This window comes from Leptothoe sp. EHU-05/26/07-4, assembly GCF_043421015.1.
In the GTDB taxonomy this organism is placed as follows: Bacteria; Cyanobacteriota; Cyanobacteriia; order Phormidesmidales; family Phormidesmidaceae; genus Leptothoe; species Leptothoe turfae.
This window is the reverse complement of record NZ_JAXSQV010000003.1, coordinates 607311-633374: the sequence shown is the minus strand read 5'-3', so window position 1 is coordinate 633374 and position 26064 is coordinate 607311. Positions and strand designations below refer to the sequence as shown.

Below are 26064 nucleotides of genomic sequence, written 5' to 3'. Positions count from 1 at the left end.
CAGTAATCGTTTAATCGCTATATAGTAATTAAAGCTAAGCCTAACGTTTTTAGCCATGAGTCTTCAAGCCAATCTACCGCAGGCAAATGCAGATGTCGCTTCTCCCCTTCACACATTGGCAATATGGTTATGGGCCCACACCTGAGACGCCAGAAGCAGAGCTATCGAGCCTCCTTCTCAAATCCCAAGACTGGGTGGGCTGGGCCTCAACATCTTGATATTTTCTAAGTTATCTGACAAGTTTTCTGGCAAGAAATATCAATGAGTATCTCCAACTACTTAGAGGTATGCACGTCACAAGGAGGGCTCCTAATTCGTGCCTATGCTCCAATCAGCATTATTTCTTGCCTTTTTTCTTCTTTTAGGCTCCACAGCCAGCTCGATGCAGCAATCATTGAGGGTATACCATGAACCACAACTTAGCTATGCAGTTGCGGGAAGGGACACAGAAGTCTCATGCACTGGCAGAAAACACAGCATTTATGAAATGCTTTCTCAAAGGTGTTGTTGAAAGGGACCCCTTCCGTCATCTAATCGCTAACCTATACTTTATTTACAGTGCTCTAGAAGAGGAAATGCGACGGCATGCCCATCATTCTGTCGTGGGTACCCTGTATTTCCCTTCCTTAGAGCGAGTGCCACAATTAGAAAAAGACCTTGCTTTTTACTATGGCAAAAATTGGCGTGGTGGGATTATGGCGTCCTCAGCCGGTCTCCACTACATAGAACGCATTCATCAGGTGGCTAACCAGAATCCATCCTTATTGGTTGCCCATGCCTATGTGCGCTATATGGGTGATCTCTCCGGCGGGCAAGCTCTAAAGGCCATTATCCGTTCTGCTTTACAACTACCGGAAGGCTATGGAACAGCCTTTTATGAATTTGACGATATCTTTGACGATATCTCTACTGTGGAAGCTCGACGGGTTTTTAAGGGGCAATACAGAGATGCTTTAAACTCATTGCCCATTGAGATGAGTCTAGTACGAAAAATTGTTGACGAAGCAAATGTAGCATTTCGACTGGATTGTAATATTGTTAATGAGCTAGAGCCTCTGGTGAAAGCAGCCATTGGCGAACATGTCTTTGACTTGATTACTCGCCAGGATACACTTGGCCGTACAGAATACCATCATCGGTCACCGACAGTATCTACTGAACTCGTGTCTTCAGTAACTGTCTAATCATTGACTTGTTCATCGGCTACCTCCTCTTCTATGAACCTCCATATCCCCCGCAAGGGGGATTTTTTCATAACTGCTCGATTGACCATATCCAGTAACTAGGAGAAATACGATGCCACTAGCCGAGAAAGATACAACTATACCGCCCAATCACCTCAATATTATGGGGTATGTAAATCGCTCTGAAGTCAACGGTCCAGGTCGTCGGGCCGTGGTATGGGTCCAGGGCTGCTTACGAGAATGTCCAGGATGTTTTAATCCGGCCTCCTGGTCTTTTGAACCTAACCAGATAGTATCCATTGATGAACTGGTCAGCCGTATCCTGAATGATCCTGAAAACGAAGGGGTGACGTTCTCAGGGGGTGAACCCTTTTGGCAAGCAACCGCCCTGGCAGAAGTAGCCCGACAGGTTAAAAAACATGGGTTAAACGTCATGTCGTTTAGCGGGTTTACATTAGACGAATTACAGAAAACTGATGCCCCTGAAGGTTCCCAGGCACTGTTAAAACAGTTGGATATTCTCATTGATGGTCCATATGTTGAGTCCCTAGCCATCAATGAACCCACTTCACCGGTCTCATCTCGCAATCAACAAGTACGGATCTTTAATCCGGACCTAGCCAATCGCATTACATGGGCCAGTGATCAAATAGAAGTCCATGTTTTCAAGGATGGCAGTCGCCTGGTTACGGGGTATCAAGGCTATTCATATGAATAACTGCGTTGAGAAAAACTAGGGTGTGACTCCGAGCTAATAGGTCGTTTCATAGTGTCGTTCTTTTGGTAGATATGGCTGCAACCCCTGATGGCCTGGGTTTAGCCAAGCGTGCACATCGGTCAATGGTTGAATATCAGCCAACAATGTTTTCAGAGTGTCACCTTCAAGGCTCTCCGCCGTCAGCAGTTTTTGGGCAATTCGTTCTAAGACTGCTTGGTTCCTCGCTAAGAGCGCAGTGGCCATTTGATAAGCATGATCAATTAGCTCTTTGATTTCACCATCAATAGTCTCCGCCAGATGAGGACTAATGGGGCGACGAGGCTGTCCAAATCCGTCTAAAAATTGTGCTTGGTTACGTTCTACAGCCATGGGACCTAGGGTTTTGCTCATGCCATAAAGCGTGATACAGCGTTCGGCTAAGTCTGTTGCCTTTTGGATATCATCACTGGCCCCAGTGGAAACCTTGTTGAAAATCAATTCTTCGGCGGCACGTCCCCCCAATAGCATCATCAATTGGCCTCGAATCTCATCTTCCATCATTAAGAACCGATCGTCCTCTGGTAGCTGGAGTGTATACCCCAGAGCAGCCACACCTCTAGGTACAATTGAAATCTTCTCAATGCTCCCAGTGCCGGGCATTAGGGCACCGATGATCGCGTGTCCAGCTTCATGGTAGGCCACTGTTTGCTTCTCTAGCTCGCTAAGGATCCGTGACTTTTTCTCAAGCCCGGTTAACATTCGCTCAATGGCTTCATTAAAATCAGCCATTGTTACAGCTTCACGGTTTTTGCGAGCAGCTAATAAGGCTGCTTCATTGATTAAGTTGGCTAAATCCGCCCCAGCAAAACCGGGGGTACGGGCCGCTAGCTTAGATAACACAACATCATCTGACAGCTGCACCGTCTTAGCATGAACATCTAGAATGGCTTTTCGTCCCAGGCGATCAGGGCGATCCACGACAATACGACGATCAAATCGACCTGCCCTTAACAGCGCTGGATCTAACACCTCAGGGCGGTTGGTGGCTGCCAGCAGAATCACACCCGCATTGGGTTCAAAGCCATCCATCTCCGCCAAAAGCTGATTTAATGTTTGTTCCCGTTCATCATTGCTAGCGAAAGGGCCATTGGCAGTCCGCGATTTACCTAAAGCATCTAGTTCGTCGATAAATACAATACAAGGGGCTTGTTGTTTAGCCTGCTCAAACAAATCTCTTACCCGTGAGGCCCCGACACCCACGAACATTTCAATAAATTCTGATGCTGAAATACTGAAAAAGGGCACTCCGGCTTCTCCAGCAATGGCTCGTGCCAGCAACGTTTTACCGGTTCCTGGCGGGCCTACTAATAAAACTCCCTTGGGAATTTTGGCCCCCAGGCGAGTATATTTTTTTGAATCCTTTAGAAAATCAACAATTTCTTGGAGTTCGGCCTTAGCCTCGTCTACGCCAGCCACATCGTCAAAGGTAACGCTATTCCCACTTTGGGAATATATGCGTGCTTTGCTTTTACCAACACTGAGGGCTGCGGGGCCTGCTTGCATCCTATTGGCAAAGCTTCCCCATAGTATCCACACTATCAATAGTGGAAATAATAGGCTCCAGAGACCCCCTACCCAACGACCATTGGTTGGTAAGGCCGTAATCTCAACGTCATGTTGTCGTAGGATGCGAGATAAATCTGGGTCGGCGGGTAAGGGCGTTGTCGTTGCCACCTCTGGTTGAGTAGCCGCTTCATCGTTGAGAGATGTATCAACGGGTATGAGCGTATATTCAATTTCATGTTCGCTGATTTTTACGGTGGCGACCTGACCGCTTTCAACCTGGGTGAGGAATTCACTGTAGGGAACTGCCTCAGGGCGTTCTGGCATACGAGTCATCGTAAATACCATAATTAGCAGCCAGACCATAAGCCAGCTGAGATTAATTAGCGCAGGCCTCCAACCGGTTGGATTGTCTTTGGGTGGAGATGAACGAGGAGGGGTACGGTTTTGCATAGCATTGCACGGATAAGTGATGATGTTTACAGGCTTGATCCCGAAGCATTTGCAGCCATATCGTTCAGGGCCTAATGCCACATACTTTGAGTGTAAACAGCTGATTTGAGGAACTTATGAGTATGATCCCCGTGGCGAGATAGGCCTGTCTCCTCGTGCAGTTATCGCCCATTACTGAATTATTATCTCCTGAGCCCTAATTACCCACCTAACTCAAATCTCCCTGCATCACTATCTGACTTTTCTAGGGTCTCTTCTGCACGACTCAGCATTGTTTCCTTTAAATGCTCGGTTGTCTGGCGTTGTTGTGTAACATGTTCACGTTCTTCAGCAGCCACTGAATCCTCAGTATCCAAACTTTCTACTGCTCGATTTAACATCTTTTCGTCTAACTGCTCTGCATGCTGACGCTTTTGAGTGTTAGCGGCTCTAGTTTCCTGTTCAATATTCATGGTGGTTTTTAACTGTAATTAAGCCATGGATAGGGTAATCAAGCATTCTGAGGATATTGTGAGGATTGAGGCTGCCCTAGGGTGTGCGATCGCAACTGAGCATCGAGCTGACGGCAATCATGTCCGGTGCGATCTCATTAACGTGTTGTTACACCCCTCACAAATTCCTCAAGTTTTTTGTCTAAGATCACCACAAGAGTAACAGTGACGCATTTTTACGTTTATTTAATTTGAGTAACTGCCGATAGAAATAATTCCTTGTTTACTAATAGCCAGTATGGTGGCAAATTCAACGTCAAATCCAGCATCCATGATGCCTCCTGCCGTCTTTCATATGGAGCAGGTCAGTAAGGTCTATGTAATGGGCGAGGTCAAGGTGCATGCACTGGAGTCAGTGGATTTAGACCTTTACGAGGGAGAGTTTGTCGTACTGCTGGGACCATCAGGTAGCGGCAAGTCGACACTGTTAAATATTTTGGGCGGTTTAGATGTCCCGTCCGGTGGCCAGGTTTATTTTCGCAACCAGGCCATGAACAAAGCTAATGAACACTCTCTGACTCGATTTCGCCGCCAGTCGGTGGGGTTTGTATTTCAGTTTTATAACCTGATTCCCAGCCTGACAGCCAGGGAGAATGTGGCCCTGGTGACAGATATTGCTCGCCATCCCATGAAACCGGAAGATGCCCTAGAGCTAGTCGGTTTAGCCGATCGGTTGGATCACTTTCCGGCGCAGCTGTCGGGGGGAGAACAACAGCGGGTTGCGATCGCCCGTGCCATTGCCAAACGTCCCGAAGTTCTCCTCTGCGATGAACCCACCGGAGCCTTAGATTTCAAGACTGGCAAGCGAGTATTAGAGACCCTGGAACGAGTCAACCAAGAATTTGGCACCACAACGGCTGTAATCACCCACAATGCGGGCATTGCCGCCATGGCAGATCGCATCGTCCACATGCGCAGTGGCAACATTGCCGATATTAAACGAAATGAACAGAAAGCGTCTCCGGCGGAGTTGGAGTGGTGAGGGGATATGGCACTGAAAGCCTTAGACCGTAAACTATTTCGAGATCTCCTGCGTATGCAAGGGCAGGTGCTGGCAATTGTCCTGATTGTCACCTGTGGCATGGCCAATCTGATCACCATGATGAGCACCCACGGGTCACTACAGCTCACCCAGGACACCTACTACGACCAGTACCGGTTTGCCGATGTATTTGTCCAGCTAAAGCGCGCCCCCAAAAGCCTGACCGCCCGGTTTGAGCAAATTCCGGGGGTGGGGGTTGTGCAAACGCGCGTGGTCCAGGATGTCACCCTGTCCGTAGAGGGCCTGGCGGAACCGGCTACCGGACGATTAATCTCGATTCCTGAGCACCCCACCCCAATGCTCAACGATCTGTTTATTCGCAAAGGGCGCTATCCAGAACGAGGGGATGAGGTGCTGGCCAGTGAAGTCTTTGCTGAGGCCAATCACCTGGAACTCAACGACACGGTTGGGGCAATTCTCAATGGGCGCTGGCAAACCCTACGGATCGTTGGTGTTGCCCTATCACCAGAGTATATCTATGAGATTCGGGGCACGGAAATTGTTCCCGATAACCAACGCTTTGGCATTCTCTGGATGCAGCAGGAGGCCCTGGCAACAGCGTTTGACATGGATGGGGCCTTTAACGATGTCAGCTTAAGGCTGATGCCAGGTGCCAGTGAAGCCGAGGTGATCTTTCAGCTAGACCAGCAGTTGGAAACCTATGGTGGATTAGGGGCCTTTGGTCGAGAAGATCAAATTTCCCATACCTTTATTTCCGATGAGATTCGTCAGCTGTCGGCCCATGCTGTCTTTGTACCCAGCATTTTTCTAGGAATTGCTGCTTTTTTGTTAAATCTGTTGCTCAGTCGGTTAGTGAGCACCCAGCGGGACCAAATTGCAGTGATGAAAGCGTTTGGCTATGACAACTTTATGGTGGGGCTTCACTATCTAAAACTCGTACTGATTGTGGTGTTGCTAGGTGTCGTTCTAGGCAGCGGTCTGGGTTGGTGGATGGGGCAAGGTATGACCCGCTTGTATGCGGATTTTTATCACTTTCCGGTGCTGCAATATGAGGTGCGACCATCGGTACTGGTGACGGCGCTATTGGTCAGTGGTGGTGCCGCAATATTAGGGGCGTTTCTGGCGGTACAGCGCGCGGTGTCGCTTCCACCAGCTGAAGCCATGCGGCCTGAACCTCCGGCCACGTATAGGCCTACATTAGTGGAGAAACTGGGCCTACAGCGGTGGTTTTCTGCGCCCAGCCGCATTATTCTCCGGAATTTGGAACGACGTCCGGTGCAGGGATTGTTGTCGGTGGTGGGCATTGCGGTTGCGATCGCAATCCTGGTACTGGGCCGTTTTTTCACCGACGCCATGGATGCCCTTGTGGATATCCAGTTTCGCACCATTCAGCGAGAAGACATTACCCTGGTCTTTAACAATCCCCTATCGAGCCGCGCCCAGTTTGACCTTTACAGCTTGCCAGGGGTATTACGGGCCGAACCCTTTCGCACGGTGCCCGCTCGGCTGCGCTTTGGTCACTATCAAAAACTCAGCGGCATCAATGGTGTGGAGCCCGGTAGCGAACTCCGTCGCCTGCTGGACCGCGAGCAGCGGCCAGTAACATTACCGCCTGAGGGAGTTGTTTTATCCACAAAGCTGGCGGACATTTTACAGGCCCACCTGGGAGACCAAATCACAGTGGAGGTGTTAGAAGGAGAGCGTCCCACGCGCACCGTGCCAGTCACCGGCATCTTTGACGAGCTGGTGGGCATTTCCGCCTACATGGATATCCATGCCCTCAATCGCTTAATGCGAGAAGGATTTACCCTTTCCGGTGCCTATTTACAGGTGGATGAACACGAACAACAGCAGCTTTATGCCGAGCTTAAACAAACTCCTGCCGTGGCCAGCGTCGCCATGCGTCAAACCACCATTGATCAGTTCAACGACATTCTCACCAGGAGCATGGCAGGATTTACCATGGTATTGGTAGGGTTCGCGTCGGTCATTGCCTTTGGGGTGGTGTACAATGCCGCCCGCATTGCTTTATCAGAACGGGAGCGGGAACTGGCCACCCTGCGGATCATTGGATTTACCAAAGGTGAAATTGCGTTCATCTTATTAGGAGAACAGGCGGTGCTATTAACGCTATCAATTCCCATCGGGTTTGCTCTGGGCTTTGGTATGGCGGCACTGATGACTGAGATTTATGACTGGGAGCTGTTTCGCTTTCCTTTGGTCATCACTCCAGCCACCTATGCCTTTGCTTTTGTCGTGATTATGGCGGCAGCGTTGGCTTCTGGCTTACTAATTCGACGGCAGCTGAATCGACTGGATTTGATTGCTGTTTTAAAAACAAGAGAGTAATAGAAGTTATGAAAAGAGCGCACAGGAGATAGGGGCAGCAGAGGATACTGGGGGGAAAGGTTTATTATTAACCACTAATTCTTGGAGCAAAAATCAATGCAGTACTCTTATATAAAAGCTAAAACTTGCTTCCCTCCTGGGATGGCAACGGGGTCGGTTGTCCGCTAACACTCCTCAAAACCACTCATCAAGTTCCTCTGCCTAAGGAGATCTCACTATGACTCAGGCCCAGAAACAAACGGTCAAAAACTTGTTTCGACGGAAGCCCAAGGATCCGTCGACTCCTGCGACCCGACGGCAACTTCGTTTGCCTCGCTGGTTGCCCTATGGTCTAGCTGGTGTAGGTATTACTGTTCTGGTGGGTCTCGCCTTTCGACCTACCCCCATTCCCGTGGACATAGGAACCGTGACAACTGGTCCGTTACGGGTGACTATTGATGCTGAGGGAGAAACGCGGGTCAAAGATCGATATGTGGTCTCAGCACCCGTGGATGGGCGCTTACAGCGGATCGATCTAGAAGCAGGGGATCTGGTGGAGGCCAATGCTGTTGTTGCACAGCTTGATCCACTCCCCCTAGATAGCAAAGTACAGACGGCCCAAGCACGATTGCAGGAGTTGCAGGCTGAGCTGGTGGGGGTGGATACCCAGCGACCTAAGGCAGAAGCTTTGGCCCAGGCGTCTGCTCGACTACAGGCGGCCCAGGCAACACAACAGGCCACCGCCGCAGAGGTGGAAGAGACTCGGGTGGCGCTGGAGCAGGCACGTCGAGATCGCAACCGGGCCCAAGATTTAGAAACACGGGGTGCCATTTCTCGTCAGGCCAGAGAGGCGGCTGAACTTGAGGAAAATCGTTTGACGCAGGAACTGGCAGCGGACGAGAAACGATTGGGCAGTGCGATCGCAAATGTGACAGCTGCCCAGGAAGCCCTAGCGTTGCTGCGAGAAGAACAACGCGACCCTGATTATTTAGAAGATGCCTACCGCGCCCAAATAGCCGGGGTGGAGGCAGAGCTAGCCAACCTGGTGGATGAGGCACAACGCACAACAATCTCGGCCCCCATTAGTGGCTCGGTGCTACGGGTACCCGATGAGAGTGCTCGTTTTGTTCAAGCCGGAGACCCCTTACTAGAATTAGGAAACCCAGGTGATTTGGAGTTGGAGATTGATGTGCTGTCTACAGACGCAGTGCAGATTGAACCTGGCGATCAGATTATTGTTGATCAATGGGGTGGCCCCAAGCCACTGGCAGCTACCGTCAGCTATATTGAACCTGCGGCCTTTACCGAAGTGTCTGCCCTGGGCGTAGAAGAACAACGGGTCAATGTTATTGGCACGTTGACTGAACCTACAGCCAATCCTTTGGGGGATCGGTATCGCATTGAAGCCCAGATTGTCACATGGGCAGACAAAAATATCTTACAAGTGCCAGTTAGCGCACTTTATCGCTGCGGTGAGAGCTGGTGTGTGTTTGTTGTGGAAGATAATCAGGCCCAGCCCCGTGAGATTAACATTGACCACCGCAGCACTATGGCGGCTGAGGTGACGGAGGGATTAAGGGATGGAGAACAGGTGGTGCTACATCCCAGTGAGGAACTTGAAGCTGGACGTCAGGTTAAGGAGAGATAGCTGACTGGCTGAAAAAAAAGTTGCCCAGACTATGAAATAAGAAGATATCGAGAGTAATTCTACTGAATTTGGAGATATAGACGATGAAGGTTTTATTCACCTTGATTGATGACAATCTGCCAAATTTATTCCCAGGTAACAGCACTAAAAGAGTCTGAGGATAATCACTTGTACCTGCGTCATTACAAATAAGAAGTCCCCCATAATCAATAAGACTTATGGAGGACTTCGGTTTAGAGATAGGGGGGTAGTTGATAGAGTGTTCTATCGACCAGATATTGGGTTAGACATAGAGAGTTTGCAATAAAGCATGTTAGCCGTTTGGAGCCACTCTATGCCAGCATGGTTAATACAGACACATGTGAGGAGCAGTCCCAACTCTGTTTTAATATAACCATCAATTTTTCTTGGATTGTGTCTCAGATCACAGCATAGAACTCCGGATAGTGAGGCTCATCAAGGCTTGAACAACTAGCCGTATAAAACATCACGGTCTTCAATAAACAATGGGCTCAGTAATCTAAAGCCTTTATAATTTCTAACGTTGAGCGATGGCCGGCTCAATTTTAACAACAGATCAACCGCTACAGATCCGTTGGTAGTTGCCATATGCTTCTTAAAGCAGCTCAATTTTTACATCAGAAACGTAACAGAAAAATCTTGTCTAGAGTAGCGATTGTTACATACTGAGTAAAGTGATAAAAGCTAGTGTCAGAGTACGTAATTACGCCAGAACGAAATATCGAATACCCAATACTAAATGTTGAGTGGATCCATGAGTCCGCTAACTAACTGATCCAAAATTTACGTCTACCTCGTTTATCAGGGAAGTCAACAATATGCCTCAAACATTGTTTAAGGTGGATCTGACAAAATCCATGTCAGAACAAGAATTGCCGGGTCATAATCGCTGGCATCCAGACATTCCAGCCGTTGTTTCTGTCAATCCTGGGGATGTGTTTCGGATTGAGTGTAAAGACTGGACAGATGGGCAAATCAAAGATAATGATAGCCCTGACGATATTCGAGATGTTGATTTAACAGTCGTACATGTGCTCAGTGGTCCTATTTGGGTCAATGGCGCAGAGCCAGGGGATATCCTGGTGGTAGATTTGGTTGACATTGGGGCACTGCAAGGAGATGAGTGGGGATTTACGGGCATTTTTGCCAAGAACAATGGCGGTGGTTTTCTAACGGACCATTATCCTGAAGCTGCTAAAGCGATTTGGGACTTCCAGGGGATTTACACCACATCTCGCCATATTCCAGGGGTAAAATTTGCCGGGATTACCCACCCAGGTTTGATTGGTTGTGCGCCATCCCATGAGTTGTTGGCTACATGGAATAAGCGAGAGGCAGAATTGGTTAATACTGCCCCCGATTTACGTACCTACGGTACTGGGCTATCGGGCGATCAGCCAGTGTTGGCAGCCTTGCCGAATCCAAACAATGCCATTTTAGGCACTGTATCAGCCGCAGAGTTTGATCGAATTGCTGCAGAAGCAGCTCGTACGGTTCCACCCCGAGAACATGGGGGAAACTGCGATATTAAGAATCTCTCTAGAGGCACCCGCATATACTTCCCGGTATATGTGGAGGGTGCCAAACTCTCCATGGGAGATATTCACTTTTCCCAAGGGGATGGAGAGATTTCTTTCTGTGGAGCCATTGAGATGTCTGGGTTTATCGACCTACATGTGGATATTATCAAGGGTGGCATGGACAAGTATGGCATGGTTAACCCCATTTTTAAGCCAGGTCCAGTCGAACCTCACTATTCAGAATACCTGGTGTTTGAAGGTATTTCTGTCGATGAGTATTCAGGTAAACAATATTACATGGATGTGCATATTGCCTATCGCCGTGCTTGTTTGAATGCGATTGAATATCTGAAAAAGTTTGGTTTTACAGGTGAGCAGGCCTATTTATTGTTAAGTTGCGCCCCTGTCGAAGGTCGAGTCAGTGGCATTGTTGATATTCCTAATGCCTGTTGTACGTTAGCGATTCCGACGGAAATCTTTGACCAACCTATTTTGCCAGTTTAGCAAGGAGAAAAATATATGCCACTTTACGATTATAAGTGTGCCGACTGTGGCCCCTTTGATGTGTGGCGAAAGATGGCTGAGGTGAAAATACCCCTGCCCTGCCCTGGCTGTGGTGTGATTGCCACCCGAGTTTTTACAGCACCTAACATCAGTCTCAATACAGGCAGTTTAAGTCGAGTGAGTCACTCCGCTGAACCTCGGTTTGTTAAGCGCCAAGATGTACCACCGACGCCCACTAATCAAAGCTCCAAAGGGGGGCGTCCTTGGATGATTGGCCATGCATCTCAACGCCTTTAAGTTAACTAAGACCAAGACAAAAGGTGTATAAATTCATAGCTGTGGTGTAGGCCGATTAATAAACGGCCCCTAAGCTTTGCGCTTTAGCAAAACGCGTAGAAATCGATAAACCCCCCGACTGATGTCCAGTAAGGCGAGAGGAATACGAACCCTTAGAGGCGAGAGAAAAGGTCTATAAACCCAATAGTAAAATGTCTTTAGATCGTCCCAGGCTAAACCAGAACCTGCTCGCAGAAAGTCTGAAATATCAACAACAAGGCCCCGGCCTTGTTGTATCATGACATTTTTACCATGGACATCGTGGGGGCGTAGTCCTCGACTGCGAGCATAGTCTAAAGCTTGATCAATATCTAAAATCACCTGTTTAGGAATGCGTCGACCCTGGTGTAGACAGTTATATAAGGTGACGCCCTCTAGGCACTTAAGGACTAAAAAATTATCTCGGGCGTAGAAACATTGAGAGAAAGCGGGATGAATGCCTATTCTGCGATAAACTTCGGCTTCATCTTCAAAACCAGGGCGATCTGGGGCATAGATCTTGACGGCTAAATCGGCATAGTCGGGATGGGTAAATACCGCCGCATAGTTGCCCGTACCTAACAACTGCCACGGAGCCGGAATATGCTTGACCTCAATGGGGTCATGGGGCCTAATACTTTTAAGGCTAACCTGAGGACGCAGTTCTTGTTCAATCATCGCCACCAGAGTCTTAATCGACTGGTTGAGCAGCACATTATCCACAACAGGGCTGCTGGTTGAATAATCAGCTCTGTCATACAAGAACATCTTGCTGTAGTGATTATGCATGGCTGACCAGATCGATATGGGGGCATTGAAGCCATTATATAGGCCACGTTCTAAAGTTGGAGCTAGCTGATTGCGCCCATATATAGATAGTAAGAATAGATAAAACTCTTTGCAGGTTGTCTAAGATGGTCACCTTTGATCAAAGCGAATTTGATCAAAGCGAATTTGATATTGGATTGAATCTCTGGCTCTATATCCTCTCCAGAATATCGTGGTTTCCATTAACTAACCTGAACGTGAAATCTTTAAGAGATATCTTTACCAGTTTATAAGTGCACACACTGGATTTGTTGTTGAACCACTCGCGCACAATTCTGGAAAGCCGATACCTCCGCCTCATTCAGTCGAGTTTCCAAACGATAATGAACACCCTGGCGGCCAACAACACAAGGCACACTGAGGCAACAGTTAAATACATCACAGTACCCATCGATTAATACCGTCACTGGTAGGGTATATCGCGAATCCTCTACGATACTGCGTACAATCATCTCCATGGCTAAAGATACCGTGTAATTGGTATACCCTTTAGCTTTGAAAATAGTCCATGCTGATTGTTTCGCCTTTTCCACCATCTGTTGGCGTAAAGGATTGGCATCAATTAATGCACCACCGCTTGTAGCCGAACTAAGAGCGGCAAATTGACTGTCTCCGTGTTCTCCTAAAATATAGGCGTTGATATCGGCAGGGTGGATACCTAGTTGAGTGGATAACAGATCACGAAATCGGGCTGAATCAATAAGTGTGCCAGTGCCAATTACCCGTTGCCAGTTGATTTCCTCAGACTGTTGTCGAGCAATCTGTAAGATTTGGTAAGTTAATGCGTCAACGGGATTGCTGACATTCACAAAAATAGCGTTCGGGCTATAGCGCGCCAGAGGCGGGATCAACGTTTGCATGATTTGAGTGTTTTGCAAGTACAGCTCATTGCGGTTTATCATGTTTTTAGGCATCGGGGCACTGACTGCAATGACAATGATGTCTGAATTAGCAGTGTCTTCTAATTCACCATCTCGGACCACAAGTCGATAGGGGGTGAGAGCTACAGCTTGCTGAATATCGATGGCTTCAGCATGGGCAATTTCTCTGGTGCGGTTATATAGTACTAATTCGGATGCTAAACCGCCTTTTGCTAAAACAAAGCTAATGGTTGAACCGACTTTACCGATGCCAATGACAGAAATTTTCATGGCCTGTAGTTTCCTGCATACACTACTTAATTCTACTCACCACTTTTCAGTGGAAGGACGAATTTCTACATCAAAGGACCAGGCTGATCGGGGTTGATGGGCGATGTGAAATGTTTCTTCGGCAATATCAACTGGTTGGCAGAAGAACTCTTTAGAAATTGTTATTTGTTGGTTCAAAGGGTGAGTGTTGAGGCCTTGAACAGGTAGATCTTTTGACCAGGGGGTTGCGATCGCAGCATCAATGGTCAGATAGGCTACATGAATGCCTTTGGGTCCCAACTCGCGGGCCAGGGACTGCGCTAAAATCCGCTGTGCCGCTTTCGTGGGGGCAAAGAGAGCATAGGTGGGAATTCCTCTATGGGCGGCTGTGTTGCCAGTCACAATAATGGTGCCACTACCTGTTTGCACCATCGGCGGTGCCAGCTGACGCACCAGGTAAAGCAGAGAGGTCGTATTGACTCGAAAATTATGTTCTAATGTCTCCGGATCAGCGTTTAGAAACGTTCCAAACGTAGCGCTAACGGCATTGTGAATTAGCACAGAAGGGTGTCCCATCTCTGCTTGGATATGTTTTACGGTGGTGAGTAATTCCTCTAAATTACTCACATCACAACCATAGGCGTGAGCCTGAGGGATTTCCTGCTCAAGTTTCCGGAGTCGCTCGCGGTTGCGGGCAAGCATGGCCAACCGATAGCCACTTTTAGCAAATCGGCGGGCAATTGCGGCTCCTGTCCCCTCTCCCACCCCTGTGATTAAACAAATTGGCTGAGTCATGGGTTATCTCCTGATGGAATGGTTATCTCTCCCTGGCTGACTTGAACTGAATTTCCACCAACGCGAATGGCAGATATTTTGTTACCGTCTTTATCTGCCTCAATGTCTAGAAAGCTGGGCCGTCCCATGTCAAATCCCTGTTCAATCACCCAGCGTAATTTTCCAGCTTTTGCAGTTTGGCTGAGGTAGCCTGCAAAAGCTGTGGCAGCGGCTCCAGTGGCCGGATCTTCTTGGATACCCATGGCGGGTGCAAACATCCTGGCTCGAAAATCGGAGCCTTCTAATTCTGGATCAGGGGTGAACAGATAAATGTGGGGAGCCCAATAGGAGGCTAATGTTGCTTCCCATGTGGTGAGATTGAGTTGCGCTTTGGCTAGGGTGGTGCGATCGCAAATCGGAATAAACAAAAATGGTACCCCGCAGGATAACGCCTGAGGTGTCCAGTTATCTGCGTGTAAATCTGACGGTTGGAGAGACAGCATAGAAGCTAGCTTAGCCAGAGGGGGAGGCTCTGGGCCAAACTCTGGCAGTTGAGCCGCTGAAAACTGTGCAAAGGTGGGTTGATCATTGGTGCTATGAATAACAACTGGAATATCGCCAACGCCTTCTTCGAAAATAATCGTTGTCCTATCTTCACTTAAAGGCACCTTGCCGATGGCTGCCAGCACATAAGCCGTACCAATGGTGGGATGTCCGGCAAAGGGTAACTCAGTGCCTGGGGTGAAAATCCTCAGGCGATAGGTTCCCTCTGTGGTCTCTGGCGGCAGAACAAATGCAGTCTCAGATAAATTAAACTCATTGGCAATCCGCTGCATTTGCTCTGGTTTTAACCCGTCTGCTTCTGGAAAAACAGCCAGGGGATTACCGCCAAAAATATGTTTGGTAAAAACATCAACGGTGTAAAAACGGTAACGCATAGAGCACTCCGGTAGGTAAGGATTGTTCGTTGGGCCGGGTAACAGAGAAAGCGAGATTCCTGGACGATTTTATCGGTAGTGTCGTTGATCTAACCAGATGCGAACCTCGTTTTTTGAGCTGAAGTAATGCATTTTCTCATCCAGCGGATCGTAGATTCGGTAGTAGCGCTCACCGTTTCTATCCTGGTGTTCTGAAACCAAGGGTTCAGTGCTCACTTGATCGTGCAAAAACTGCGCCACGGTCTGAGCCATTGCCATAAAGGCTGCTTGAATTCTGTTTTTGGTGAAGGTTGCCGGAGTCTGCTGATAAGATCTACTTTTAGCAGTATCCGCCAACCGATTTGAAAATGAGGAGGACTTCATGACTGTCTCCTTAATCAGGATGACTAATTGGTATAGTGGGGTGAAATTTAGACTATGGAAAAGAGTTGAATGATGACAGCGAGGGTGAGTGCGATCGCAGTAATAACAACAACTTCTCGATCTGTCTGTTTCATAGCTTTAAGGATTAGCTGTAACCAATCCTTTGTCTTCTACAAGCTTTGTCAGCCCATGGGTATCAGTGTTGTAGACATAGCCGTAGATGTTGACATGTTTGGGTGTACCTTTCGATTCCCTGACTAAGCGAGTGTCATACTTCAGGGATGTGGCAAAGTCACCAATGGAGATGCTGGCCCGCTCATAAAGAGCCGCAATGTCCTGATGATGTTCACGTTTATAGACCTCGATCAACCCATCTGGCGTAAATGAGGTAGCCCCGCAATAGGTATGATGGACGATGACAATATTCTCAATGCCAAATAAATGTTGTGCCACCGTAATTGAGCGCAGTGCATCCACGGCTCGCCCCCCGGCCACAACAACTTCAAAGAGAGTGGCCGACGAAGCAACTTTATTTCCCTGGACATCGGTGACAATAGTGCCCGGATACACCTCGTCAAATTCTTCTGCCACAGCGATGGGAATTTCAATCACCCTGGGATCATAACAATAGACCACAATTGTTCTCAGATTCGGTACGGCCTTGGCAAGTTCCTGACGTACCGTTGGTTCATGGTAGTTAGGTTGTTTTGAGAAGATGTAAGCATCAAAATTTGGTACTGTAGAACTCATGATGTAACTCCTTTGGGTTAATAAATTTGCTCATGTAAACTGAACTAAATCTTGGATCTAAATATGAAGCCAAACCCTCATCCTTTCCTGGGACGGGAAACGAGGTGGGTTAACCGCTAGCACCTTAAATTGCTCCCCTCATTACGCCAATTTTTCAACAACAACGCTGTTGTCATATTTCGGATTTATCCTCCCAATCCGCATCACCTGATGAATCCGCTTATCCACTTCGTAGACTCGAACCCACTCTAGATCTCCAGCCTGTTTTAACAACCCAGAATGGGGCGATCGCACCGTTTGCTTGTACTGCACCTGAGTCATGCGGCAGGCTTGGCCACCATAGCGATAGAGATATCCAGTGGTCCCTTCTATCACCCAACGAGCCTGATACAGCTTCCAGAACTGACCGTCATGTTCGTAAATATCAAATGTCATCTCATACTGACTCTCTATTTGAAGGTGCCAGGGGTTCCCCTCGATCTTTTTCCAGTCAGTAACCAGACTGCCGTCTTCAAATTCTTGACCTGGAATTTTCCATTGCAGTGTGTTTTTCATGATTGTTGTGTGATTAAAATACGACCAGTCGTCTTAAAATAACGACAATTTCTCAATGTAGGGTCGCACAGCTGGGCGGCCAATGCAGGATATTCGCTATTTATCTAAATTTGGACACACGCAGGTGCGTTCTTGCATGGATTGTGGAGAGGTTTAGGGAGCCACCAAATAACTGTTGAGCAACTGCCATAATTTCCGGATGGGTTCTACCGATTGTTCGACCTGCATGCGCAGTAAAGCGCCTTCATAGGCATTGATCAAAAAATCTGCAAGGTCTTCGGCAGAAATATCATGCCGAATTGAACCTTGGGTCTGGCCCCGCTTCAGGGTTTGGAGAAACTGGTTTTTCATGGCGGCAAATCCCTCAATCATGGCCTGTTGGCATCGCTCACTGCTTGCCCCCAACTCTGCTCCTAAATTACCGATAATGCAGCCTGCTTTCACCTCCTGATGTCGCTGCATTTCTTGCTCAAAAAACTGTTCAAGGGCAATCAGTGCGTTGTCCTCTGAACCATTGAGCCAAGCGGCCATGTTTGTCACAACCCACCTGGCATAGTGCCGAATGACATCAGCCCCAAACTGTTCTTTGCTGTCAAAGTAGTTGTAGAAAGACCCCTTGGGAACCTTGACTAAATCCACAACTTCCTTGATGCCAGTGCCATGATAGCCCTGATCCATAAACAGCTTAATGCCTTGGTCCAGTAACTTTTCTCGAGTATTGTCGTTGCGTTTTGGTCTAGCCATGGGCTTATTATATGACCGGTCGTCTTAAAAGTCAAGTGACTGACTCATGGTTGTCAGGAACTTTGTGGGTGGCAACTGGGTATTCATCTCCTTGTAGGGGGCATAAAGAAGACGAGGCAAGGGGTTTGAGTGTGGCATGTATAATAGATAAACCACTTGCCCATTGATATTTAGAAGACAACTTGAGCGCCAATAATCAGTACTGCAGCCCAAGAGACTAGGTAGGTGGGGGTTCTCAGGTAAGGGACACCCAGAATGTAAACACTAGCGTGGAATATTCTGGCCCAGAAAAAGACAGCGGCCCAACTGTTAACAATGTCGTTGTTAGCATCGGTTAGATAAGCTGCAAGCACGACAGCGGCAAAGGCAGGTAAGGTCTCAACCATGTTGAGGTGGGTGCGTTGGGCCCGTTCTGCCCATACTGGAATTGCCGGGGCTTCGGCTGGGAACTTTTTGCTGGGATAGTTGCTGGCAAATGCTGGAATGCCCCATACAAAGACTCGATTGAGAATATAGGGGGTCCAAAGGAGGACGCACAGCATGCCGCTGGCAGCGAGATAAAACAAGGATGAGTTCATGATTTTCTCCTGATGAGTTATCAGACTGTGATCCTCTCACATACAGAGGATCACAGTCTTCTGTTGAATTAATTCAGAGAAGGGGATTGTCCGATCAGCTGATCATCGATCAATAAGATTTCTATGGCTATTCAGTGCCACGGAAGGGATAGTTGTTGGGAATGACGTATTCCAATCCCTGAATTAGGAAGTCAAAGCTGATGCGGGAAAAGGGATGGGTGCCCAAGTTAGCTAGGTAGATATGACCGTTGGGTTTGATCAGAAAAAGGGCGGGTTCACTAAACAGAGTGGGCTCATTATCAAAATGTCCCTTACTTAGGTATAGCCCCCAACGGCGCATAGCGTCATAGGTTAGGCCATATCCCAGTGTTAGCTGTTGTGAGTTAGTTTTTGCTTGCAATTGAGCCGCCTTCTCCTGATCATCGCCACTAATGGCAATAACGGTTACACCGAGCTGACTAAAGGCATTGAGTTTTTGTTCTAGTTCGCTGATGTATTGGACGCAAACAGGACAATGCAGACCTCGGTAGAAAACTATCATCGTGTAGTTTTCAGGCGTCTGGTCAGTCAGATTCCAAAGGCCATGGTTCAATGTGTTCACTTCCAAAGCGGGAGCTGTATGCCCCATGACCAGTTTGGCAGAGGTTCCATTTACAGTGGCTGTCATAATTGTTGTTTGAGTTTAATGTTCGCGTTGTTAAGGGATAAGGGCTTTGAGAAGTTATCGTTTGCCCTTGTCTCCTCAATGGTGTCCCAGGTTAAACTATTCAACAAGGCTATTCTGAGTATAAAACCTATAGAAGGTACCTATAGATGGATTTATATCAAGTGCGTTATTTCCTAGCAATTGCTGAAACAGGTACATTTTCACGGGCGGCTGAGCGGCTTTATCTGTCCCAACCCTCTCTCTCCACCGGGATTAAGAAATTGGAGCAGGAGTTGGGGGTATCTTTGTTTGAGCGCGGGGGGAGGCGCACGGTGCTGACGGCGGCAGGGCGATCTTTTATGGAGAAAGCCCAGGTGATTATGGAGCAGTACCAGGCGGCTTTGCATGAGCTGAAGGGATTTAATGATGAGACTACGCTGCGTCTGGGTGTTTTGAGTACGATGCGCGTTGCGGTTTTGGCTAATTTAGTCAGTTCCTTTCAGCAGCATTACCCCCATATCACGGTTGAGTTACACGATGGCACGCTGGAGACGTTGCAGGATGGGTTAGAGCGAGGGGATGTGGATGTTGTTTTAACGGTGTTGAGTTTGCGTGGGGTATCTCAACCGGTGGTTCATGCTGATTCTCAGACGTCTACTGTGCTCTTTCGGCAGCCGTTGCGGTTAGCGGTGCCGCTCAGCCATCCGTTTTCTCAGCGGACTTCAGTGCGTCTGGCGGAGCTGGAGGGGCAACCGTTTATTGACCGGATTAATTGTGAGTTTTTTCCCCAGGAATGTCAGATGTTGGATGCTGCTCATATTCGTCCTAAGGTTGTTTATCGGGCGAGCCATGAGGAATGGGTGTTTTCGTTGATTCAGGCAGGATTGGGGCTGTGTATTATGCCTTACTGGCAGGGGATACCGGGTATGGTGTATCTACCGATTTCAGATTTGGACTTTGAGCGCACCATTGGACTAAAATGGCGGCAACATCAGCAGTCTGAGCTGGTGCAACAGTTTTGCCATTTTGCTGCTAGCTATGATTGGCAGTCAAAGGAGCATGCTGCTCTTTAGTTTTTGGTGGGGTGAGTTTACAGTCGATGGCGGCTTTGACGCTGCATTCGACGTTTTGAATGTATGCCTTGAGGCCCTATGTTACCTGCATATTTTGCAGCCACTAGTGGCTGTTCTTGGGATGAACTCATCCCTGGGAGACGAGGACTTTTTGCAGCAGCATGAGTAGATCTCGAGTAGTAAACGGTTTATTTAGGGTGCCATCTAACCTTAATTCGTTCGCCACCGAATCTGCCTGCGTTGGGATAATCGCTCCAGTCATGGCCACCACCTTCACCTCAGGCTGAAGCCGTTGCAACAGCGGAATAGCAGTTTGACCATCCATATCTGGCATCATCAGGTCGATCAAAATGCAGCGTACTAAAGCGCGGTGTTCGGCTAGCATTGCGATCGCACCCAATCCATCATTAGCAATCAGCACCTGATACCCATAGGTCTCCAACGACAGCCGCATCACCTTACAAATTGCCGGATCATCATCCACCACCAGAATCACCTCTTGGTGACCGCACAACAATTCTAACGGTGGTGTTGGTACCGAAACAGAATTGGGATCAGCGGGCAGATAAACATGAAACTGACTGCCCTCACCCACCGCTGTTTGCATCGTGATAAAACCATTGTGGCTTTTCACAATATTGAGCACAGCGGCTAACCCCAGCCCCGTACCCTGACCAGTGGATTTGGTCGTAAAAAACGGATCAAAAATATGTTCTTGAATTTCTGGTGCAATCCCTATGCCCGTATCTGTCACGGTCACCATCACATGGGGACCCGGCGTAGCATCACCATGCATTTGTAAATAGGGCTCATCAATCACCAAGTTTTTTGCAGAGACCCGCAAGATGCCCCCCTCGGACATGGCATCTCGGGCATTGACACAGAGATTCATGAATACCTGGTGCAGCTGTGTCTCATTACCTTTGACCAACCATAGATCGGCAGGCACCTCAACATGAACATTTATAGACTGAGGCAAAGTTTGTTTTACAATCTGATTTGTCTCTGCTAACAAATCGCCGATGGATAGGACACTGCTAACACTCTTGCCATCTTGGGCAAATGAGAGAATTTGCTGGACGAGTTTGATCCCCCGCTGAGCACTACAGTTTAAGGTTTCAATCAGCTGCTGCGACCGTTCGTCGATGGTCTCCAGGGTAATCGGTAATAATTGCCCAGCGGCCAAAATAGGAGTCAAAATATTGTTAAGATCATGGGCAATGCCACTGGCTAACGCCCCTAGACTTTCCAGTCGCTGGGCCTGCAAAAATTGGGATTCCAGCTGTTTCTTTTCAGTAATATCCAAATGGATGCCTAACATTCTCAGGGGTTTGCCATCCTCCCCGTTGAAAATGCGACTGCTGACACTAATCCATCGAATACCGCTGGGGTGGGAGATTCTAAACTCACTGTTGAGACCCTTGCCCACGGTGACAGAGCGCCATAAATCTTGCTCGACCCGAGACCGGTCTTCACTGTGAATTGCCTTGATCCAATTATCATAGGACCCATCAAAGTCACCCCGAGATACCCCATAAAGTGCCTCTAATTCTGCACTCCAGGTAACCTCGTTGGAGCGAATATTCCATTCAAAAATGCCGGTTTTACCCGCCTTTTGGGCCAGGGCTAGCCGCTCCTGCACCGTTTGACGATAGTTGACCTCCTGGCGTAGTCGCTGATTGGCCAGCTCTAACTCCCGCGTCCGTGCCTGCACCCGATGTTCTAAGGCTTCATTGGCTGCCCGTAGTGCCTCGGCCTGCTGCTTGCGCTCAATGGCATAGCGGAGCGATCGCACCAACACCTCATGGTGCATTTGTCGTTTAATCAAATAGTCTTGCGCCCCTTGGCGCACAGCTTCAACCGCAAGCTCAGGATTGTTGGTATTGGTTAAAACCACAATCGGAACGCTGGGTGCCTGGAGGAGGAGGGCATTCAGTGAACTCAGGCCATCGCTATCGGGCAACGTCAAATCCAACAAAACAACATCATAGGTGTTGTCCTGTAGCTGCTGTAGCGCCTTACCAAGACGTTCCACATGGGTCAAGAGAAACTCATCATATAAGGTTTCCCTGAGAAACTCTTGTAGAAGTCGAGCATCGGCAGCGCTATCTTCAATCAATAACACTCGGGTGCTAGTCCCTAGTCTAGGATCGGTCAAAGTTTGGGTAGCGTAGCGGTTTTCAGCCAAAACTCTTCAATTCCTTGGATGATGGTAAATAGCTGAGCTAAATTACGAGATTTGGAAATGTAGCAGTTGACATGTAAGTCATAGCTATTAAGAATGTCATCTTCATTGCGCGATGTCGTTAATACGACCACTGGAATATGTTTAAGCTTGGGATCAGCTTTGATTTCGGCTAAGACCTCTCGACCATCTTTTTTAGGTAAATTGAGATCAAGAAGGATTAAATCAGGCATCTTGACTTGCTGAAAGTCGCCCTCGCGACGCAGGTAGGCCATAGCTTCTACACCGTCTCTAGCGACAGCAATATCACAGGCGGTACCCGCGTGTTTGAGGGCTTCTTGAATCAGGCGAATATCGCCCCGATTATCCTCGATCAAGAAAATAACTTTGCGTCCTGCGTCCACTGGTACGATCTCGACCTCCGACTGGCAATGTGAAATAGAATGTCGCGCCTTGACCTACTGCAGAGTCCACCCAGATACGACCTCGGTGACAGTCAGCAATCTTCTTGCAAATGGCTAAGCCCATACCTGAGCCAGGATACTCATCACGGGTATGTAACCGTTGGAAAATGACAAAAATACGTTCAAAAAATTCAGGATCGATACCAATGCCATTATCCCGTACTGAGAACAGCCAGCTATCTTCCTCACGGTCTACACCCACATGAATGGTGGGAGACACTTCAGAACGTCGAAACTTAATGGCGTTACCAATCAAATTCTGGAATAGCTGCATCAGTTGGGTGCCGTCAGCCACTAACGTCGGCATTGTGTCGTAGGTGACAACTGCCCCCGTTTCATGAATTCGTCCCTGTAGATTCTTTAAAGCTTTCTCTAAAGCTACATCAACTTCTGTTAGGGCACAGTCTATCCCTTGGATATCCACCTTGGAGTATAGCAATACGTCATCGATCAGGGTTTGCATTTGGTGCACACCCCCCACCGCATAGTTGATAAATTCCTTGGCGTCCTGGTCCAGTTCTTCGCTATAGCGCATTTCCAATAGCTGCACAAAATTGGCTACCTGGTTCAAAGGCTCCTGTAGATCATGGGAGGCGATGTAGGCAAACTTTTTTAATTCCGCATTAGATCGCTCTAGATCTTGAGCCAATAGGGCAAGTTCTTCGGCCTGGCGTAGAACTACATTGACAACAGCCTTGCGCAGTTCTAACGCTGCTTTAATTTCGATTGGTTTCCAATGGAGTGACTTGCATCGCACAGTCTCTTTCCACAGGGCAAACGACTGCCGTGGCGAGAGCTTTAGACCCTGTTCAGATTCTTCTACAGCATAGGCATTGTTAGGGTCACCGCCCCAATTGACCGTTTGAATCACCTCTGGACGGAACCAGAGCACATAGCTGCGCTTAGAAATGGGAATAGCCAATAACCCACTGGCTAAATGCTTAAAACGCTGGGCATCTGAATAGATTAGGGGTAAAGCATCGGTGTAGAAAATATCATCATCTAGCTGTTTCCCTAACCATTGGGTTAAATAGTTCAGCTCATTTTCTGACGGGGTGGCTCCCACTAAAGTCCACCGATTACCAAAGTAAACGGCTGCCCCACTAGCGCCAACCAGCTCCAGCAGGCTGGCTTGATCGCCTGTTAAACCCTCAACAAAATAATCCGCCTGGGACATAGCCTCAATCAGGCTGGACTGGACATTGGCGATCCGAATACGGTGGGCATGATCGGCAACTTCCTCTCGGGTGGCAATCTCGGAAAAGATCACCCGTCCTAAAAACTCACAAGCTTTACGGAGTTCGTAGGGAACATATTTAGCGGTTCGATGATGGCAGGCAATCAATCCCCATAGCTTGTTATCCTTCATCAACGAAATTGTTAATGAAGCCCCCACACCCATATTGTGGAGATATTCCAAGTGACAAGAATAGGCGCTACGCAGGATCGAGTGCGTTAAATCCGTAGGCTGTTGCGTCACCGGATTTTTAGCAGGATAGAGATCCACCGCAGTAGCCGCTGCGTCGGGAATTACCCGAATCCAGTTGGAGAGAAACATCTGGCGAGCTGTTTTGGGGATGTCCGATTCGGGATAATGCAGCCCCAAATACGGCTCCATGTCCTCACATTTTTCTTCTGCTACCACCTCACCGTGACCATCATCATCAAACTGGTAGAGCATAACCCGATCAAACCCGGTCACCTTGCGCACTTCTCGGACAATGACCTGGCAAAACGCATATAGCTCCGCTGTAGATTCCAGCTGATTAATTGAGGCCCTAGCCAGGTGATAAAAGCTTAAAAAAGGAATATTTTCTTGGGTAAGGGCAGGCTCAAGTTCAAGCACTAAAAAGCCATCGTTGCTGCGATGAAAGACAGCATCAAATACCTGATAATCATCCCCTTCTCTGCGTACCCATATCTTGACCGGATTAATAAAATCTAACTTCTCTTCTGTCAGTCCTACCTTAAATTGATCAACTTGGAAAGGATCGAGAATTTCATCTAAAGGCCTGCCGATGACGTCCCTGACGTCCAAGGCAAATTCATCAATTGTGTTGGTACTCGCCTGCAATACGGTCAGGTCATTGGGGTCTAGCACCAACACAACCCCATGGGGCTGAATCTTTGTCAGACTGGTGATTGATGGCTGTTTTAAGGCTGCCAGGTTGGGACTTGATTGAGTTAGATTTGTATGTATCATACTGTCCTCCGTAGATGATCAGTGAAGTGAACACCAAACGAACGATCAGCACGGCACTGTTCGCTAGGCGCAACGCCATCAATTATTGACAGCTACCTTGCAGAATATCCCAGGTCTCTCTCTGTGCCTTGTTTGAATTGTTAAATAAATAGGGAGTTCTTGAAATGCTGTCGTAGTCATGTGTTGAGGCGACTAAACTACTCTCTCAATCGCAACAATTATCATGACTTTTTACACATAAATAGATGCTTAATTGGCTTAGTTCATTTTGGCTGAAGTGTTTACTCCAGTGGCAGCGTTACAATGTTAAGCCAGAATGATTCAATCACCTGTATGACATCGGTCAAACTTGTTAAATCCTGAGGTTTAATCACATAGCTATTACACTGCAGTTGATAGTTACTGATGACGTTAGTCTGATCAGCTACAGGGCTGAGAACAATCGTAGGAATACGACGGAGAGACACGTCTGTTTTCACCTCTGAAAGAACAGCCTGGCCTTTGCCATCTGCTAATTGTGGGTCCAGTAAAATTAAATCAGGGCGCGGCACCTGAAGATAATTTCCTTTATGCCGCAGAAAATCGATGGCCCGATGGCTGTCAGCGATAGAAACGATGTGACAAGGAACAGTGCCATTGGTGAGGACCTGTTCAATAATTTGTAAATGCTCTGGCTGATCGTCAATTACTAAAACCAGTCGCTCGCGTTTACGGTCATCCATAGCAATCCTAGCTCCCCATACCTTGACGCCCAACTGGGCAACAAAATTGTTCAGATACTAGCTTTGATTCATTGGCTATGACCTCCCATAACTCATCTTACACATTAATTTTCATGATTTTTAATGTACTAAGATGCCAGTCAATTGGTTGGGTAGGCAGTCTTTTCTTTCTGATTCCATTCCCAAGGATAGTGGCTATGAAAGGGCGGTATCCACGGACGATAGGAAATGTGGGGATTACCGCCATGTACTAGGGCAAAGTATCTTGTTTCTGTATAAGCGGGAGCATGGGGTATAAAGGCTGGCTGCCAAAAACACAGCCTGGGGTCATCTGTCTAACCTGGGTAGTCAGGCTTCCTTGGAGAACAAATTCTTCTTCAGGCA

At 47.9% G+C, this 26064-nt stretch carries 25 protein-coding genes; 9 read left to right on the top strand and 16 right to left on the bottom strand.

Annotation, left to right across the window (positions count from 1 at the left end):
• Nucleotides 1-407 precede the first annotated feature (407 nt).
• Complete coding sequence (locus U2F10_RS10560) at nt 408-1184, top strand: biliverdin-producing heme oxygenase (RefSeq protein ID WP_499871993.1); 777 nt, start codon at nt 408-410, stop codon at nt 1182-1184.
• Nucleotides 1185-1296: 112 nt separating this feature from the next.
• The gene (locus U2F10_RS10555; protein ID WP_163701956.1) at nt 1297-1902 is read left to right on the top strand and encodes a 4Fe-4S single cluster domain-containing protein; all 606 of its coding nucleotides are present in this window, start codon (nt 1297-1299) and stop codon (nt 1900-1902) included.
• 33 nt (nt 1903-1935) lie between these two features.
• Here the strand turns inward: U2F10_RS10555 and ftsH are convergent, their stop codons facing one another.
• Entirely contained in the window at nt 1936-3897 is a 1962-nt protein-coding gene (ftsH, locus tag U2F10_RS10550; protein WP_499871992.1) for an ATP-dependent zinc metalloprotease FtsH, read from the bottom strand.
• Between the two features lie 200 nt (nt 3898-4097).
• Nucleotides 4098-4349, bottom strand: a complete 252-nt coding sequence (locus U2F10_RS10545) for a hypothetical protein (protein WP_163659196.1) — start codon at nt 4347-4349, stop codon at nt 4098-4100.
• Nucleotides 4350-4374: 25 nt separating this feature from the next.
• Here U2F10_RS10545 and U2F10_RS10540 point away from each other — a divergent pair, with 25 nt between their 5' ends.
• The 6 genes from U2F10_RS10540 to U2F10_RS10515 all read left to right on the top strand — a co-directional run bounded on the left by U2F10_RS10540 (nt 4375) and on the right by U2F10_RS10515 (nt 11709).
• Entirely contained in the window at nt 4375-4551 is a 177-nt protein-coding gene (locus tag U2F10_RS10540) for a hypothetical protein (RefSeq protein ID WP_163659195.1), read from the top strand.
• Between the two features lie 75 nt (nt 4552-4626).
• Nucleotides 4627-5370: an ABC transporter ATP-binding protein gene (locus U2F10_RS10535; protein ID WP_499871991.1), complete on the top strand. Its 744-nt coding sequence runs from the start codon at nt 4627-4629 to the stop codon at nt 5368-5370.
• A gap of 6 nt (nt 5371-5376) precedes the next feature.
• Entirely contained in the window at nt 5377-7740 is a 2364-nt protein-coding gene (locus U2F10_RS10530) for an ABC transporter permease (RefSeq protein WP_250564630.1), read from the top strand.
• 217 nt (nt 7741-7957) lie between these two features.
• Nucleotides 7958-9367: an efflux RND transporter periplasmic adaptor subunit gene (locus tag U2F10_RS10525; protein ID WP_499871989.1), complete on the top strand. Its 1410-nt coding sequence runs from the start codon at nt 7958-7960 to the stop codon at nt 9365-9367.
• Nucleotides 9368-10206: 839 nt separating this feature from the next.
• A complete protein-coding gene (gene fmdA / locus U2F10_RS10520) occupies nt 10207-11412 on the top strand; it encodes a formamidase (protein ID WP_163659192.1) in 1206 nt (401 codons plus the stop codon).
• A 15-nt stretch (nt 11413-11427) separates the two neighbouring features.
• The gene (locus tag U2F10_RS10515; protein ID WP_163659191.1) at nt 11428-11709 is read left to right on the top strand and encodes an FmdB family zinc ribbon protein; all 282 of its coding nucleotides are present in this window, start codon (nt 11428-11430) and stop codon (nt 11707-11709) included.
• Nucleotides 11710-11778: 69 nt separating this feature from the next.
• Here the strand turns inward: U2F10_RS10515 and U2F10_RS10510 are convergent, their stop codons facing one another.
• The 10 genes from U2F10_RS10510 to U2F10_RS10465 all read right to left on the bottom strand — a co-directional run bounded on the left by U2F10_RS10510 (nt 11779) and on the right by U2F10_RS10465 (nt 19054).
• A complete protein-coding gene (locus U2F10_RS10510; RefSeq protein WP_499056650.1) occupies nt 11779-12516 on the bottom strand; it encodes a serine/threonine protein kinase in 738 nt (245 codons plus the stop codon).
• 266 nt (nt 12517-12782) lie between these two features.
• Entirely contained in the window at nt 12783-13706 is a 924-nt protein-coding gene (locus U2F10_RS10505) for a malate dehydrogenase (RefSeq protein ID WP_499056652.1), read from the bottom strand.
• Between the two features lie 36 nt (nt 13707-13742).
• Complete coding sequence (locus U2F10_RS10500; RefSeq protein ID WP_499871988.1) at nt 13743-14480, bottom strand: SDR family NAD(P)-dependent oxidoreductase; 738 nt, start codon at nt 14478-14480, stop codon at nt 13743-13745.
• The gene (locus tag U2F10_RS10495; RefSeq protein WP_499871986.1) at nt 14477-15397 is read right to left on the bottom strand and encodes a PhzF family phenazine biosynthesis protein; all 921 of its coding nucleotides are present in this window, start codon (nt 15395-15397) and stop codon (nt 14477-14479) included. The genes U2F10_RS10500 and U2F10_RS10495 overlap by 4 nt, the downstream gene beginning before the upstream one ends.
• A 69-nt stretch (nt 15398-15466) precedes the next feature.
• A complete protein-coding gene (locus U2F10_RS10490) occupies nt 15467-15760 on the bottom strand; it encodes a hypothetical protein (protein ID WP_163659187.1) in 294 nt (97 codons plus the stop codon).
• A gap of 138 nt (nt 15761-15898) precedes the next feature.
• The gene (locus tag U2F10_RS10485; RefSeq protein WP_499871985.1) at nt 15899-16510 is read right to left on the bottom strand and encodes a carbonic anhydrase; all 612 of its coding nucleotides are present in this window, start codon (nt 16508-16510) and stop codon (nt 15899-15901) included.
• A 141-nt stretch (nt 16511-16651) separates the two neighbouring features.
• Nucleotides 16652-17065, bottom strand: coding sequence for a hypothetical protein (locus U2F10_RS10480; protein WP_499871983.1), 414 nt, complete (start codon nt 17063-17065; stop codon nt 16652-16654).
• Between the two features lie 153 nt (nt 17066-17218).
• On the bottom strand, nt 17219-17809 hold the full coding sequence (locus tag U2F10_RS10475; protein WP_163701935.1) for a TetR/AcrR family transcriptional regulator: 591 nt from the start codon (nt 17807-17809) through the stop codon (nt 17219-17221).
• 170 nt (nt 17810-17979) lie between these two features.
• The gene (locus U2F10_RS10470; RefSeq protein WP_499871981.1) at nt 17980-18387 is read right to left on the bottom strand and encodes an MAPEG family protein; all 408 of its coding nucleotides are present in this window, start codon (nt 18385-18387) and stop codon (nt 17980-17982) included.
• A 127-nt stretch (nt 18388-18514) separates the two neighbouring features.
• Nucleotides 18515-19054 (bottom strand): redoxin domain-containing protein, encoded by a 540-nt coding sequence (locus tag U2F10_RS10465; protein ID WP_499871979.1) that lies wholly within the window; start codon nt 19052-19054, stop codon nt 18515-18517.
• A 146-nt stretch (nt 19055-19200) separates the two neighbouring features.
• Between U2F10_RS10465 and U2F10_RS10460 the strand changes: the two genes are divergently transcribed.
• Nucleotides 19201-20106 (top strand): LysR family transcriptional regulator, encoded by a 906-nt coding sequence (locus U2F10_RS10460; protein WP_499871977.1) that lies wholly within the window; start codon nt 19201-19203, stop codon nt 20104-20106.
• Nucleotides 20107-20233: 127 nt separating this feature from the next.
• Here the strand turns inward: U2F10_RS10460 and U2F10_RS10455 are convergent, their stop codons facing one another.
• The 4 genes from U2F10_RS10455 to U2F10_RS10440 form a co-directional block, all read right to left on the bottom strand.
• A complete protein-coding gene (locus U2F10_RS10455; protein WP_499871975.1) occupies nt 20234-22294 on the bottom strand; it encodes an ATP-binding response regulator in 2061 nt (686 codons plus the stop codon).
• On the bottom strand, nt 22261-22695 hold the full coding sequence (locus tag U2F10_RS10450; protein ID WP_006514402.1) for a response regulator: 435 nt from the start codon (nt 22693-22695) through the stop codon (nt 22261-22263). Before U2F10_RS10450 ends, U2F10_RS10455 begins: the two co-directional genes overlap by 34 nt.
• Nucleotides 22655-24958, bottom strand: a complete 2304-nt coding sequence (locus tag U2F10_RS10445) for an ATP-binding protein (protein ID WP_490793310.1) — start codon at nt 24956-24958, stop codon at nt 22655-22657. The genes U2F10_RS10450 and U2F10_RS10445 overlap by 41 nt, the downstream gene beginning before the upstream one ends.
• A 281-nt stretch (nt 24959-25239) precedes the next feature.
• The gene (locus U2F10_RS10440) at nt 25240-25680 is read right to left on the bottom strand and encodes a response regulator (protein ID WP_499871974.1); all 441 of its coding nucleotides are present in this window, start codon (nt 25678-25680) and stop codon (nt 25240-25242) included.
• Nucleotides 25681-26064 lie beyond the last annotated feature (384 nt).